The organism is Pseudomonas sp. RC4D1 (assembly GCF_018390395.1).
GTDB classification, from domain to species: Bacteria; Pseudomonadota; Gammaproteobacteria; order Pseudomonadales; family Pseudomonadaceae; genus Aquipseudomonas; species Aquipseudomonas danubii.
In genome coordinates this window covers 2,854,181-2,868,498 of record NZ_JAHBAW010000001.1, presented here as the reverse complement: position 1 = coordinate 2,868,498, position 14,318 = coordinate 2,854,181, and the positions used below count along the sequence as shown (strand labels likewise).

The 14,318-nt window shown below is 55.3% G+C and carries 17 protein-coding genes; all 17 read left to right on the top strand.

The genetic code is table 11. The annotated features are described in order from the left end of the window. Positions 1–15 precede the first annotated feature (15 nt). The 17 genes from rpoC to rplN all read left to right on the top strand — a co-directional run bounded on the left by rpoC (position 16) and on the right by rplN (position 14,310). Complete coding sequence (gene rpoC, locus KHO49_RS13255; protein ID WP_102865259.1) at positions 16–4,215, top strand: DNA-directed RNA polymerase subunit beta'; 4,200 nt, start codon at positions 16–18, stop codon at positions 4,213–4,215. Between the two features lie 201 nt (positions 4,216–4,416). Next, on the top strand, positions 4,417–4,788 hold the full coding sequence (rpsL, locus tag KHO49_RS13250; RefSeq protein ID WP_003186084.1) for a 30S ribosomal protein S12: 372 nt from the start codon (positions 4,417–4,419) through the stop codon (positions 4,786–4,788). A gap of 111 nt (positions 4,789–4,899) precedes the next feature. Beyond that, entirely contained in the window at positions 4,900–5,370 is a 471-nt protein-coding gene (gene rpsG, locus KHO49_RS13245) for a 30S ribosomal protein S7 (protein ID WP_007925959.1), read from the top strand. Positions 5,371–5,400: 30 nt separating this feature from the next. Continuing rightward, complete coding sequence (gene fusA, locus KHO49_RS13240) at positions 5,401–7,548, top strand: elongation factor G (RefSeq protein ID WP_102882402.1); 2,148 nt, start codon at positions 5,401–5,403, stop codon at positions 7,546–7,548. 34 nt (positions 7,549–7,582) lie between these two features. Then, the gene (gene tuf / locus KHO49_RS13235; protein ID WP_060841339.1) at positions 7,583–8,776 is read left to right on the top strand and encodes an elongation factor Tu; all 1,194 of its coding nucleotides are present in this window, start codon (positions 7,583–7,585) and stop codon (positions 8,774–8,776) included. Positions 8,777–8,916: 140 nt separating this feature from the next. Beyond that, entirely contained in the window at positions 8,917–9,228 is a 312-nt protein-coding gene (gene rpsJ / locus KHO49_RS13230; protein ID WP_003186070.1) for a 30S ribosomal protein S10, read from the top strand. A gap of 80 nt (positions 9,229–9,308) precedes the next feature. After that, a complete protein-coding gene (rplC, locus tag KHO49_RS13225; protein ID WP_007924205.1) occupies positions 9,309–9,944 on the top strand; it encodes a 50S ribosomal protein L3 in 636 nt (211 codons plus the stop codon). 12 nt (positions 9,945–9,956) lie between these two features. Beyond that, positions 9,957–10,559: a 50S ribosomal protein L4 gene (gene rplD / locus KHO49_RS13220; RefSeq protein WP_007924200.1), complete on the top strand. Its 603-nt coding sequence runs from the start codon at positions 9,957–9,959 to the stop codon at positions 10,557–10,559. Beyond that, positions 10,556–10,855, top strand: coding sequence for a 50S ribosomal protein L23 (gene rplW / locus KHO49_RS13215; RefSeq protein WP_002555488.1), 300 nt, complete (start codon positions 10,556–10,558; stop codon positions 10,853–10,855). The genes rplD and rplW overlap by 4 nt, the downstream gene beginning before the upstream one ends. A gap of 14 nt (positions 10,856–10,869) precedes the next feature. Next, a complete protein-coding gene (gene rplB / locus KHO49_RS13210; protein ID WP_011063775.1) occupies positions 10,870–11,694 on the top strand; it encodes a 50S ribosomal protein L2 in 825 nt (274 codons plus the stop codon). Between the two features lie 16 nt (positions 11,695–11,710). Next, the gene (gene rpsS, locus KHO49_RS13205) at positions 11,711–11,986 is read left to right on the top strand and encodes a 30S ribosomal protein S19 (RefSeq protein WP_002555486.1); all 276 of its coding nucleotides are present in this window, start codon (positions 11,711–11,713) and stop codon (positions 11,984–11,986) included. A 13-nt stretch (positions 11,987–11,999) separates the two neighbouring features. Further along, positions 12,000–12,332 carry a 50S ribosomal protein L22 gene (gene rplV, locus KHO49_RS13200; RefSeq protein ID WP_003103908.1) on the top strand — a complete coding sequence of 111 codons (333 nt, stop codon included), beginning with the start codon at positions 12,000–12,002 and terminating at the stop codon, positions 12,330–12,332. Between the two features lie 13 nt (positions 12,333–12,345). Beyond that, positions 12,346–13,032, top strand: coding sequence for a 30S ribosomal protein S3 (gene rpsC, locus KHO49_RS13195; RefSeq protein ID WP_007924192.1), 687 nt, complete (start codon positions 12,346–12,348; stop codon positions 13,030–13,032). A 12-nt stretch (positions 13,033–13,044) separates the two neighbouring features. After that, on the top strand, positions 13,045–13,458 hold the full coding sequence (gene rplP, locus KHO49_RS13190) for a 50S ribosomal protein L16 (RefSeq protein ID WP_003228729.1): 414 nt from the start codon (positions 13,045–13,047) through the stop codon (positions 13,456–13,458). After that, entirely contained in the window at positions 13,458–13,649 is a 192-nt protein-coding gene (rpmC, locus tag KHO49_RS13185) for a 50S ribosomal protein L29 (protein WP_002555481.1), read from the top strand. Before rplP ends, rpmC begins: the two co-directional genes overlap by 1 nt. A 2-nt stretch (positions 13,650–13,651) precedes the next feature. After that, positions 13,652–13,918 carry a 30S ribosomal protein S17 gene (rpsQ, locus tag KHO49_RS13180; protein WP_003194644.1) on the top strand — a complete coding sequence of 89 codons (267 nt, stop codon included), beginning with the start codon at positions 13,652–13,654 and terminating at the stop codon, positions 13,916–13,918. A gap of 23 nt (positions 13,919–13,941) precedes the next feature. Beyond that, a complete protein-coding gene (gene rplN, locus KHO49_RS13175) occupies positions 13,942–14,310 on the top strand; it encodes a 50S ribosomal protein L14 (protein WP_002555479.1) in 369 nt (122 codons plus the stop codon). Positions 14,311–14,318: the final 8 nt, after the last annotated feature.

Sequence of the window (14,318 nt, the reverse complement as noted above, 5' to 3'; positions counted from 1 at the left end):
CCAGGAGGAAAGGCCTTGAAAGACCTACTGAATTTGCTGAAAAACCAGGGTCAAGTCGAAGAGTTCGACGCCATCCGTATTGGATTGGCCTCGCCTGAGATGATCCGTTCTTGGTCGTTCGGCGAAGTTAAAAAGCCGGAAACCATCAACTACCGTACGTTCAAGCCTGAGCGTGACGGCCTGTTCTGCGCCAAGATCTTTGGCCCGGTAAAGGATTACGAGTGCCTGTGCGGTAAGTACAAGCGCTTGAAGCATCGCGGCGTGATCTGCGAGAAGTGCGGCGTTGAAGTTGCACTGGCCAAGGTTCGTCGTGAGCGCATGGCGCACATCGAACTGGCTTCGCCGGTTGCCCACATCTGGTTCCTGAAATCGCTGCCGTCCCGTATCGGCCTGCTGATGGACATGACCCTGCGTGATATCGAGCGCGTTCTCTACTTCGAGAGCTACGTTGTTATCGATCCAGGCATGACCACCCTGGAAAAGGGTCAGCTGCTGAACGACGAGCAGTACTTCGAAGCGCTGGAAGAGTTCGGTGATGACTTCGACGCCCGCATGGGGGCCGAGGCTGTCCGCGAGCTGCTGCACGCTATCGACCTGGAGCACGAGATTGGCCGTCTGCGTGAAGAGATTCCGCAAACCAACTCGGAAACCAAGATCAAGAAGCTGTCCAAGCGTCTGAAGTTGATGGAAGCCTTCCAGGGCTCCGGCAACCTGCCAGAGTGGATGGTGTTGACCGTTCTGCCGGTTCTGCCGCCGGATCTGCGTCCACTGGTTCCGCTGGATGGCGGTCGCTTTGCGACTTCCGATCTCAACGACCTGTATCGTCGAGTGATCAACCGTAACAACCGCTTGAAGCGCCTGCTTGATCTGTCCGCTCCGGACATCATCGTGCGCAACGAAAAGCGTATGTTGCAGGAAGCTGTCGATGCACTGCTCGACAACGGCCGTCGTGGCCGTGCTATCACCGGTTCCAACAAGCGTCCTCTGAAATCCCTGGCTGACATGATCAAGGGTAAGCAAGGTCGTTTCCGTCAGAACTTGCTCGGTAAGCGTGTTGACTACTCCGGTCGTTCGGTAATTACCGTAGGCCCGACCCTGCGTCTGCACCAGTGCGGTCTACCGAAGAAGATGGCTCTCGAGCTGTTCAAGCCGTTCATTTTCGGCAAGCTGGAAATGCGTGGTCTCGCTACCACCATCAAAGCCGCCAAGAAGATGGTCGAGCGCGAGCTGCCGGAAGTTTGGGACGTTCTCGCGGAAGTGATTCGCGAACACCCCGTGCTGCTCAACCGTGCACCGACCCTTCACCGTCTGGGTATCCAGGCGTTTGAACCGGTACTGATCGAAGGTAAGGCTATCCAGCTGCACCCTCTGGTCTGTGCTGCGTACAACGCCGACTTCGACGGCGACCAAATGGCCGTGCACGTACCGCTGACGCTGGAAGCCCAGCTGGAAGCGCGTGCGTTGATGATGTCGACCAACAACATTCTGTCGCCAGCCAACGGTGAGCCAATCATCGTTCCGTCGCAGGACGTTGTATTGGGTCTGTACTACATGACCCGTGAAGCGATCAACGCCAAGGGCGAAGGTCGTGTGTTCGCCGACCTGCAGGAAGTCGACCGCGTATTCCGCGCCGGCGAAGCGGCTCTGCACGCCAAGATCAAGGTTCGTATCAACGAAACCGTTAACGATCGTGATGGCGGCAGCGTCAGCGCTACCCGTATTGTCGACACCACTGTCGGCCGTGCGCTGCTGTTCCAGGTTGTGCCGAAAGGTCTGTCGTTCGACGTCGTCAACCTGCCGATGAAGAAGAAGGCGATCTCCAAGCTGATCAACCAGTGCTACCGCGTGGTAGGTCTGAAAGAGACCGTGATCTTCGCTGACCAGTTGATGTACACCGGTTTCGCTTACTCGACCATTTCCGGCGTTTCCATCGGTGTTAACGACTTCGTTATCCCGGATGAAAAAGCCCGCATCATCGGTGCTGCCACCGACGAAGTGAAAGAAATCGAGAGCCAGTACGCCTCCGGCCTGGTAACCCAGGGCGAGAAGTACAACAAGGTGATCGACCTTTGGTCGAAAGCCAACGATGAAGTATCCAAGGCGATGATGGCCAACCTCTCGAAAGAGAAAGTCATCGACCGCAATGGCGACGAAGTCGAGCAAGAATCGTTCAACTCGATGTACATGATGGCTGACTCGGGTGCGCGGGGTTCCGCTGCACAGATCCGCCAGCTGGCCGGTATGCGTGGTCTGATGGCCAAGCCGGACGGCTCCATCATCGAAACGCCGATTACTGCGAACTTCCGTGAAGGTCTGAGCGTACTCCAGTACTTCATCTCGACTCACGGTGCTCGTAAAGGTCTGGCGGATACCGCGTTGAAAACTGCGAACTCCGGTTACCTGACTCGTCGTCTGGTAGACGTGGCGCAGGATCTGGTTGTAACCGAGATCGATTGCGGCACCGAACACGGCCTGCTGATGACTCCGCACATTGAAGGCGGTGACGTTGTAGAGCCGCTGGGTGAGCGCGTATTGGGTCGTGTTATCGCCCGTGACGTATTCAAGCCAGGTACCGAGGACGTCATCGTTCCTGCTGGCACTCTGGTAGACGAGAAGTGGGTTGAGTTCATCGAGCTGAACAGCATCGACGAAGTGATCGTGCGTTCGCCGATCAGTTGCGAAACCCGCTACGGCATCTGTGCCAAGTGCTACGGTCGTGACTTGGCTCGCGGCCACCTGGTGAACATTGGTGAAGCGGTAGGCGTAATTGCTGCCCAGTCCATCGGTGAGCCGGGTACCCAGCTGACCATGCGTACGTTCCACATCGGTGGTGCGGCAAGCCGGACCTCGGCAGCGGACAGCGTACAGGTGAAGAATGGCGGTACCGTCCGTCTGCATAACCTGAAGCATGTTGAGCGTGTTGACGGTCACCTGGTAGCTGTATCCCGTTCTGGCGAGCTGGCAATTGCCGACGACTTCGGTCGTGAGCGCGAGCGCTACAAGCTGCCTTACGGTGCTGTGATTTCGGTGAAGGAAGGCGATAAGGTCGACGCTGGTGCCATCGTGGCCAAGTGGGATCCGCACACTCACCCAATCGTTACCGAAATGAAAGGTACCGTGACCTACGTGGGCATGGAAGAAGGCATCACGATCAAGCGTCAGACTGACGAATTGACCGGTATGACCAACATTGAAGTACTTGACGTCAAAGACCGTCCAGCTGCCGGTAAGGACATTCGTCCAGCCGTGAAGATGGTGGGTATGGATGGCAAGGATCTGCTGCTGCCAGGTACTGACGTACCGGCCCAGTACTTCTTGCCGGCTAACGCACTTGTAGGTGTTGCTGACGGTGCGCAGATTGCGATCGGTGATGTTATCGCTCGTATTCCGCAAGAGACTTCGAAGACCCGTGACATCACCGGTGGTCTGCCGCGTGTTGCCGACTTGTTCGAAGCTCGTCGTCCGAAAGAGGCCTCGATTCTGGCTGAAGTCAGCGGCACCATCGCGTTCGGTAAAGAGACCAAAGGCAAGCGCCGCCTGGTCATTACCCCGAACGACGGTAGCGATCCGTATGAGGAGCTGATTCCGAAGTGGCGTCACCTGAACGTCTTCGAAGGCGAACAAGTGAATCGCGGCGAAGTTATCTCCGACGGTCCGAGCGATCCACACGACATCCTGCGTCTGCTGGGTGTAAGTGCGCTGGCCAAGTACATCGTCAACGAGATCCAGGACGTTTACCGTCTGCAAGGCGTGAAGATCAACGATAAGCACATCGAGACCATCCTGCGTCAGATGTTGCGTAAGGTTGAGATTGCCGAGTCTGGCGACTCCAGCTTCATCAAGGGCGACCAGATGGAACTGACTCACGTACTGGTAGAAAACGAGCGTCTGAGCGCTGAAGACAAGTTCATCTCCAAGTTCACCCGCGTATTGCTGGGTATTACTAAGGCGTCCTTGTCCACTGAGTCGTTCATCTCGGCGGCCTCTTTCCAAGAGACCACTCGTGTACTGACCGAAGCTGCAGTGACCGGCAAGCGTGACTACCTGCGCGGCCTGAAGGAAAACGTGGTTGTGGGTCGTCTGATCCCGGCCGGTACCGGCCTGGCTTACCACAGCGAGCGCAAGCGTCGTCGTGATGCAGACAAGCCTCTGCGCGTAAGCGCGAGTGAAGTCGAAGCAGCACTGACTGAAGCGCTGAACTCCAGCGGTAACTGAGGTCTGCAATAGATTGAGATGGGGCCCCGGTTTTTCCGACTGAGAATCGAGACACTTTTTGTCGAGGTTCGCTGATCGGGGAGCCCGGGGCCTTGCCTTGACTGGGGGCAAGATCCTCTTTAGACTCTTGTACCCCTAAATTTGGTGGAGCTTGTGCTCTGCCATTTTGTTTATGTCGAAAGACAACAGTGGAGCTAGTAGATGGCAACTATCAACCAGCTGGTACGTCAGCCGCGTAAGCGTATCGTCGAGAAATCCGACGTACCTGCGCTGCAGAACTGCCCGCAACGTCGTGGCGTGTGCACTCGCGTGTATACCACTACGCCGAAAAAACCTAACTCGGCACTGCGTAAAGTATGCCGTGTGCGTCTGACCAACGGTTTCGAGGTTTCCTCGTACATCGGCGGTGAAGGCCACAACCTGCAAGAACACAGCGTCGTACTGATTCGTGGCGGCCGTGTAAAAGACTTGCCAGGTGTTCGTTACCACACCGTTCGCGGCTCCCTGGATACCTCCGGCGTTAAAGGTCGTAACCAAGGTCGTTCGAAGTACGGTACCAAGCGTCCGAAGTAATCGGCCGTTTTGCAGTTTTTAATTATATTGAGTCGATAAGAGTAAGGTCGGGCACGCGTCCATTGGATCAACTGTCCCGAGCTAACCTGAAGACCGTTTGAGGGCTTATCAATGCCAAGACGTCGCGTAGCAGCCAAACGTGAGATTCTGGACGATCCGAAATACGGAAGCCAGATCCTCGCCAAGTTCATGAACCACGTAATGGAAAGCGGTAAGAAAGCCGTTGCCGAGCGTATCGTTTATGGCGCGCTGGAAAAAGTTAAAGAGCGCAAGAACAGCGATCCCCTGGAAATCTTCGAGAAAGCTCTCGACGCCATCGCTCCGCTGGTCGAAGTGAAGTCGCGCCGTGTAGGCGGTGCTACTTACCAGGTTCCGGTCGAAGTTCGTCCGTCCCGTCGTAACGCTCTGGCAATGCGCTGGTTGGTAGACTTCGCCCGCAAGCGCGGCGAGAAGTCTATGGCTCTGCGTTTGGCTGGCGAACTGCTGGACGCTGCCGAAGGCAAAGGTGCTGCAGTTAAGAAGCGTGAAGACGTTCACCGTATGGCTGAAGCCAACAAGGCTTTCTCGCACTACCGCTTCTAATCTCAGCATCATTCATTTTGCGAGGGCTTTATGGCTCGTACTACAGCAATCAACCGCTACCGTAACATCGGTATCTGTGCCCACGTTGACGCGGGCAAGACTACCACTACCGAGCGGATCCTGTTTTACACAGGTCTCAGCCATAAGATGGGTGAGGTGCATGACGGCGCTGCTACCACCGACTGGATGGTGCAGGAGCAGGAGCGGGGTATTACCATTACCTCCGCTGCTGTAACTACCTTCTGGAAAGGTTCGCGCGGCCAATACGATAACTATCGTGTAAACGTTATCGATACCCCTGGCCACGTAGACTTCACCATCGAAGTAGAGCGTTCGCTGCGCGTACTCGACGGCGCGGTCGTTGTGTTCTGCGGTACTTCCGGTGTTGAGCCTCAGTCTGAAACCGTATGGCGTCAAGCCAACAAGTACGGCGTTCCACGTGTTGTTTACGTGAACAAGATGGACCGTGCCGGCGCTAACTTCCTGCGCGTTGTTGGTCAGATCAAAAACCGCCTGGGTCACACCCCGGTTCCGGTTCAGCTGGCTATCGGCGCTGAAGATAACTTCGAAGGTCAGGTTGATCTGATCAAGATGAAGGCTATCTACTGGAACGATGACGACAAGGGTACTACCTATCGCGAGGAAGAAATTCCTGCCGATATGCTGGACCTGGCTAACGAGTGGCGTTCCAACATGGTTGAAGCTGCTGCTGAAGCCAACGAAGAGTTGATGAACAAGTACCTTGAAGAAGGTGACCTGACTCCGGAAGAGATCAAGGCTGGTCTGCGTGCGCGCACCCTGGCTAGCGAAATCGTTCCGGCAGTCTGCGGCTCTTCGTTCAAGAATAAGGGTGTTCCCCTGGTTCTCGACGCCGTCATCGACTTCCTGCCTGCTCCTACCGAGATCCCAGCGATCAAAGGTATCCATCCGGATCTCATCGAGAAGCCGAAGGATGAGCTGGTAGAGGCTGATTACGACGAGCGTCACGCTGACGATTCTGAACCGTTCTCGGCTCTGGCATTCAAGATCGCTACCGACCCGTTCGTTGGTACTCTGACTTTCGTGCGCGTTTACTCGGGCTTCCTGAGCTCGGGCGACTCCGTGATCAACTCGGTCAAGGGCAAGAAAGAGCGCGTTGGTCGTATGGTGCAGATGCACGCCAACCAGCGTGAGGAGATCAAGGAAGTACGTGCAGGCGATATCGCTGCCCTGATCGGCATGAAGGACGTCACCACTGGTGACACTCTGTGCGATCTCGACAAGCAGATCATTCTTGAGCGTATGGACTTCCCTGAGCCTGTGATTTCGGTAGCGGTAGAGCCGAAAACTAAGCAGGACCAGGAAAAGATGGGTATTGCACTGGGCAAGCTGGCTCAGGAAGACCCGTCGTTCCGCGTCAAGACCGACGAAGAGACCGGTCAGACCATCATTTCCGGTATGGGTGAGCTGCACCTGGACATCCTCGTTGATCGCATGAAACGCGAGTTCAACGTCGAAGCCAACATCGGCAAGCCGCAGGTTTCGTACCGCGAGAAGATCAGCAAGAGTAACGTCGAGATCGAAGGCAAGTTCGTTCGTCAATCCGGCGGTCGCGGTCAGTTCGGTCACTGCTGGATCCGTTTCTCGGAGCCGGACGTCGATGCGAACGGCAACATCACCGAAGGTCTGGTCTTCACCAACGAAGTTGTTGGTGGTGTGGTTCCTAAGGAATACATCCCGGCTATCCAGAAGGGTATCGAAGAGCAGATGAAGAACGGCGTCGTTGCCGGTTATCCGCTGATCGGCCTGAAGGCTACCGTGTTCGATGGTTCCTACCACGACGTCGACTCCAACGAGATGGCGTTCAAGGTGGCGGCCTCCATGGCGACCAAGCAGCTGGCCCAGAAGGGTGGCGGCGTTGTGCTCGAGCCGATCATGAAGGTTGAAGTAGTAACCCCAGAGGACTACATGGGTGACGTGATGGGTGACCTGAACCGTCGTCGTGGTCTGATTCAGGGTATGGATGACTCGGTGTCCGGCAAGGTTATCCGTGCTGAAGTTCCACTGGGTGAAATGTTCGGTTATGCAACTGACGTTCGTTCCATGTCTCAGGGTCGCGCGAGCTACTCCATGGAATTCTCCAAATACGCCGAAGCTCCGTCGAACATCGTCGAAGCTCTCGTTAAAAAACAAGGCTGATTCAGTCTCCCCTTTAGGCTAGGAGTTAATTGTCGTGGCTAAAGAAAAATTTGAACGTAACAAACCGCACGTCAACGTTGGCACTATCGGTCACGTTGACCACGGTAAAACCACTCTGACTGCTGCTCTGACTCGCGTTTGCTCCGAAGTTTTCGGTTCGGCTCGTGTTGACTTCGACAAGATCGACAGCGCTCCAGAAGAAAAAGCTCGTGGTATCACCATCAACACTGCACACGTAGAGTACGATTCGCACATTCGTCACTACGCGCACGTTGACTGCCCAGGTCACGCCGACTACGTCAAAAACATGATCACCGGTGCTGCCCAGATGGACGGCGCGATCCTGGTTTGCTCGGCTGCCGATGGTCCGATGCCACAAACTCGTGAGCACATCCTGCTGTCCCGTCAGGTAGGCGTTCCGTACATCGTTGTCTTCCTGAACAAGGCTGACATGGTTGACGACGCTGAGCTGCTGGAACTGGTTGAGATGGAAGTGCGCGACCTGCTGAGCACTTACGACTTCCCAGGTGACGACACTCCGATCATCATCGGTTCGGCTCTGATGGCTCTGAACGGCCAAGACGACAACGAAATGGGTACCACCGCTGTTAAGCGTCTGGTAGAAACTCTGGACACTTACATCCCAGAGCCAGAGCGTGCAATCGACAAGCCGTTCCTGATGCCAATCGAAGACGTATTCTCGATCTCCGGTCGTGGCACCGTGGTAACTGGCCGTGTTGAGCGTGGCATCGTTCGCATCCAGGAAGAAGTTGAGATCGTTGGTCTGCGCGATACTCAGAAGACTACCTGCACTGGCGTTGAAATGTTCCGCAAGCTGCTCGACGAAGGTCGTGCTGGCGAGAACTGCGGCGTTCTGCTGCGTGGTACCAAGCGTGACGACGTTGAGCGTGGCCAGGTTCTGGTTAAGCCAGGCACCGTTAAGCCGCACACCAAGTTCACCGCTGAAGTTTATGTTCTGAGCAAAGAAGAAGGCGGCCGTCATACTCCGTTCTTCAAAGGCTACCGTCCACAGTTCTACTTCCGTACTACTGACGTGACTGGTAACTGCGAGCTGCCAGAAGGCGTTGAAATGGTAATGCCAGGTGACAACATCCAGATGACTGTCACTCTGATCAAAACCATCGCGATGGAAGATGGTCTGCGTTTCGCTATCCGTGAAGGCGGTCGTACCGTCGGCGCCGGCGTCGTAGCCAAAGTTATCGAGTAATCGACGACTCATGAAGAAGCCCCCGCTTGCGGGGGCTTTTTTATTGGGTTGACACTCTGTGGGGCCGTCTATAGAATTGCGCCTCCTTTTAACGGGCGTATTGCGCCCGGTGGGAATAGCAGCCTGGAGTCTGAAATCCAATGCAAAATCAGCAAATCCGTATCAGGTTGAAGGCTTTCGACCATCGCCTGATCGACCAATCCACCCAGGAAATCGTGGAAACCGCGAAACGTACTGGTGCTCAAGTGCGTGGTCCAATTCCACTGCCTACCCGTAAAGAGCGGTTCACCGTTCTGGTCTCCCCGCACGTCAACAAAGACGCGCGTGACCAGTACGAGATCCGTACTCATAAGCGCGTACTGGACATCGTCCAGCCAACGGATAAAACCGTTGATGCTCTTATGAAGCTTGATCTTGCGGCAGGTGTGGAAGTGCAGATCAGCCTCGGCTAAGACTCGGTCTTAGTCGTGTAACGCTCTGAAATGGGCGGCCATAGCGGGTGAAAGCCCCGTACACTCATGAGGTTTACAACATGACTATTGGTGTAGTCGGTCGTAAATGCGGTATGACCCGTATTTTCACCGAAGAAGGTGTCTCCATTCCGGTCACGGTCATTGAGATCGAGCCGAATCGCGTCACCCAGTTCAAAACTGAAGAAACCGATGGCTATCGTGCAGTGCAAGTCACTGTAGGTGAGCGTCGTGCTTCGCGCGTGACTGCTGCTCAAGCAGGTCACTTCGCTAAAGCGAACGTTGCTGCCGGTCGTGGCGTTTGGGAATTCCGTCTTGAAGAAGGCGAGTACCAAGCTGGCGATCTGATCAATGCAGAAATCTTCGCAGCTGGCCAACTGGTAGATGTTACCGGTCAGTCGAAAGGTAAAGGCTTCGCCGGTACCATCAAGCGTTGGAATTTCCGCGGTCAAGATAACACCCACGGTAACTCCGTTTCCCACCGCGTCCCGGGCTCTATTGGCCAGTGCCAGACTCCTGGTCGTGTATTCAAGGGCAAAAAAATGTCCGGTCATATGGGCGCTGAGCGCGTGACCGTGCAGTCCCTGGAAGTAGTGCGCGTCGACGCTGAACGCAATCTGTTGTTGGTCAAGGGTGCTGTTCCTGGCGCTACTGGCGGCAACCTGGTTGTACGTCCGGCGGCCAAGGCTCGCGGTTAAGGGGAAGCTGACATGCAATTAAATGTAAATGACGCTCAAGCGATCGAAGTTTCCGAACTGACATTTGGCGGCGAATTCAACGAGACGCTGGTTCACCAAGCAGTCGTGGCCTACATGGCTGGCGGCCGTCAAGGTAGCAAGCAGCAAAAGACCCGTTCCGACGTTTCCGGTGGCGGCAAGCGCCCATGGCGTCAGAAAGGTACTGGCCGCGCTCGTGCCGGTACTATCCGTAGCCCAATCTGGCGTGGCGGCGGTACCACTTTCGCAGCTCGTCCTCAGGATCACTCCCAGAAGCTGAACAAGAAGATGTATCGCGCAGCAATGCGTTCCATCCTTGCTGAGCTGGTGCGTACTGATCGTCTGGTCGTGGTTCAGGATTTCGCTGTTGAAACTCCGAAAACCAAAGATCTGCTGGGCAAACTGAACAACATGAGCCTGACCGACGTTCTGATCGTGTCGGACGCTGTTGATCAGAACCTGTACCTGGCTGCTCGTAACCTGCCACACGTTGATGTTCGTGACGTGCAAGGTTCCGATCCAGTTAGTCTGATCGCATACGACAAAGTGTTGATCACTGTGTCGGCCGTGAAGAAATTCGAGGAGCTGCTGGGATGAACCAGGAACGCGTATTTAAAGTTCTGCTTGGCCCGCACGTTTCCGAGAAGGCTACGGTTCTGGCAGACAAGAAAGGCCAGTTCGTTTTCAAGGTTGCTACTGACGCAACCAAGCTGGAAATCAAGAAGGCCGTCGAAAGCCTGTTCAGCGTGAAAGTGGAGCGCGTTACTACCCTGAACGTTCTGGGTAAGAGTAAGCGTACCGCTCGCGGTCTGGGCAAGCGTAATGACTGGAAGAAGGCAGTTATCTCCCTTCAGCCAGGCCAAGATCTCGATTTCAGCAGCAGTGCTGAGTAAGGAAGGGGTGCATCATGGCAATCGTTAAATGCAAACCGACTTCCCCTGGCCGCCGTTTTGTGGTCAAGGTGGTCAACCAGGAGCTGCATAAAGGCGCTCCTCACGCACCGCTGCTCGAGAAGAAATCGAAGTCTGGTGGTCGTAACAACAATGGCCGCATTACCACTCGTCACGTTGGTGGTGGTCATAAGCAGCATTACCGTCTGGTCGACTTCCGTCGCAACGACAAAGATGGCATCGCTGCCACTGTCGAGCGTATCGAATACGATCCAAACCGTACTGCTCACATCGCTCTGCTGCTGTACGCAGATGGCGAGCGTCGCTACATCATCGCCCCTAAGGGCGTGAGCGCTGGCGACCAGCTGATCGCAGGTGCTCTGGCACCGATCAAGCCGGGCAACGCTCTGCAACTGCGCAACATTCCAGTTGGTAGCACCGTACACGGCATCGAACTGAAGCCAGGTAAAGGCGCGCAAATCGCTCGTTCGGCTGGTGCTTCGGCTCAGCTGGTCGCTCGTGAAGGCGTCTACGTGACCCTGCGTCTGCGTTCTGGTGAGATGCGTAAAGTGCTGGCTGAATGCCGTGCGACCCTGGGCGAAGTCTCGAACTCCGAGCACAGCCTGCGTTCGCTGGGTAAAGCTGGTGCCAAACGCTGGCGTGGCGTTCGCCCAACCGTTCGTGGTGTTGCCATGAACCCGGTTGACCACCCACATGGTGGTGGTGAAGGTCGTACCTCTGGTGGTCGTCATCCGGTATCGCCATGGGGCTTCCCGACTAAGGGCGCGAAGACTCGTGGTAATAAGCGTACCGACAAAATGATCGTCCGTCGTCGCAAGTAAATAGAGGGATACGACAGTGCCACGTTCTCTGAAAAAAGGTCCTTTTATTGATCTTCACCTACTGAAGAAGATCGAAGTGGCGGCGGAAAAGAACGATCGCAAACCAGTTAAGACCTGGTCGCGCCGTTCCATGATCCTGCCACAAATGGTCGGTCTGACCATCGCTGTGCATAACGGTCGTCAACATGTTCCAGTTCTCGTGAACGAAGACATGGTCGGCCACAAACTGGGCGAGTTCGCCGGTACCCGTACATATCGCGGGCACGTGGCTGACAAGAAAGCCAAGCGTTAAGGGGTAAGGAATGATGGAAGTAGCCGCTAAGTTGTCGGGCGCTCGAATCTCCGCCCAGAAAGCCCGCTTGGTCGCCGACCAGATCCGCGGGAAGAAGGTGGGCGAAGCGCTCAACCTGTTGGCTTTCAGCAGTAAGAAAGCCGCCGAGATCATGAAGAAAGTGCTGGAGTCGGCCGTAGCCAACGCCGAGCATAACGAAGGCGCAGACGTTGATGACCTGAAGGTCTCCACCGTTTTCGTCAACGAAGGGCGTTCGCTGAAGCGCATCATGCCGCGTGCCAAAGGCCGTGCTGATCGCATCGTCAAGCGGTCTTGCCATATCACTGTCAAGGTTGCTGACAAGTAACGGAGTCGAAGAGATGGGTCAGAAAGTACATCCCATTGGCATTCGCCTGGGAATCGTCAAGGAGCACACCTCCGTCTGGTACGCAGACGGTCGGACTTATGCGGACTATTTGCTCGCAGATCTGAATGTGCGTGAGTATCTCCAAGACAAACTAAAAAGCGCGTCCGTAAGCCGTATCGATATCCATCGTCCGGCTCAAACTGCACGCATCACCATCCACACCGCTCGTCCCGGCATCGTGATCGGCAAGAAAGGTGAAGATGTTGAGAAGCTGCGTCAGGACCTGACCAAGCAAATGGGTGTGCCTGTGCACATCAATATCGAAGAGATCCGCAAGCCGGAGCTCGACGGTATGCTGGTTGCGCAGAGCGTAGCTCAGCAGCTGGAGCGTCGCGTAATGTTCCGTCGTGCTATGAAGCGCGCCGTACAGAACGCCATGCGCATTGGTGCCAAAGGCATCAAAATCCAAGTGAGCGGTCGTCTCGGCGGTGCTGAAATCGCACGTACTGAATGGTATCGCGAAGGTCGTGTGCCACTGCACACCCTGCGTGCCGATATCGACTATGCCACCTACGAAGCTCACACCACTTATGGTGTGATCGGTGTGAAGGTTTGGATCTTCAAAGGCGAAGTAATTGGTGGTCGCCAAGAAGAGCTGAAGCCGCAAGCACCTGCGCCTCGTAAAAAAGCTGCTAAGTAAGGGGTACGCCAAATGTTGCAACCAAAGCGTACGAAGTTCCGCAAGCAAATGACCGGCCACAACCGTGGTCTGGCATTGCGCGGTAGCAAAGTCAGCTTCGGCGAGTTCGCGCTGAAGTCTGTTGCTCGTGGTCGTCTCACCGCTCGTCAGATCGAGTCAGCGCGTCGTGCTCTGACCCGTCACGTAAAACGTGGTGGCAAGATCTGGATCCGTGTATTCCCGGACAAGCCTATTTCCAAGAAGCCACTCGAAGTTCGGATGGGTAAAGGTAAGGGTAACGTCGAATACTGGGTTGCCCAGATTCAGCCAGGCAAAGTCCTGTATGAAATCGAGGGTGTTTCTGAAGAGCTGGCGCGTGAGGCTTTCGCCCTGGCTGCTGCAAAGCTGCCGCTCGCCACCTCCTTTGTTAAGCGGACGGTGATGTGATGAAAGCGAATGAACTTCGTGAAAAATCCGCACAGCAGCTGAACGAGCAACTGCTCGGCCTGCTGCGCGACCAGTTCAATCTGCGTATGCAGAAAGCAACTGGCCAGTTGGGGCAGTCTCATCTGCTCTCGCAAGTTAAGCGTGACATCGCTCGCGTGAAGACTGTGCTCAACCAGCAGGCAGGTAAGTAATCATGGCTGAAGCCGAAAAAACTGTCCGTACGCTGACTGGCCGTGTTGTCAGCGACAAGATGGACAAGACCATCACCGTTCTGATCGAGCGTCGCGTTAAGCACCCTATCTACGGTAAATACGTTAAGCGTTCGACTAAGCTGCACGCGCACGACGAAACCAACCAGTGCCACATCGGCGACAAAGTCACTATTCGTGAAACTCGTCCGATGGCCAAGACCAAGTCTTGGGCTCTGGTTGATGTTCTCGAACGCGCTGTGGAAGTCTAAGGGCTAGGGGTCGGAGAAATTATATGATTCAGACTCAATCCATGCTCGATGTGGCCGATAACAGCGGCGCTCGCCGCGTTATGTGCATCAAGGTGCTGGGTGGCTCCCATCGTCGTTACGCTGGTATCGGTGACATCATCAAAGTTACTGTCAAGGAAGCAATTCCTCGCGGTAAGGTGAAAAAAGGCCAAGTGATGACTGCAGTAGTAGTCCGCACTCGCCATGGTGTTCGTCGTGCAGACGGCTCCATCATCCGCTTTGATGGCAACGCTGCTGTTCTGTTGAACAACAAGCAAGAGCCGATCGGCACCCGTATCTTTGGGCCAGTGACCCGTGAACTTCGTACTGAGAAGTTCATGAAGATCGTCTCGCTCGCCCCAGAAGTGCTGTAAGGAGATCC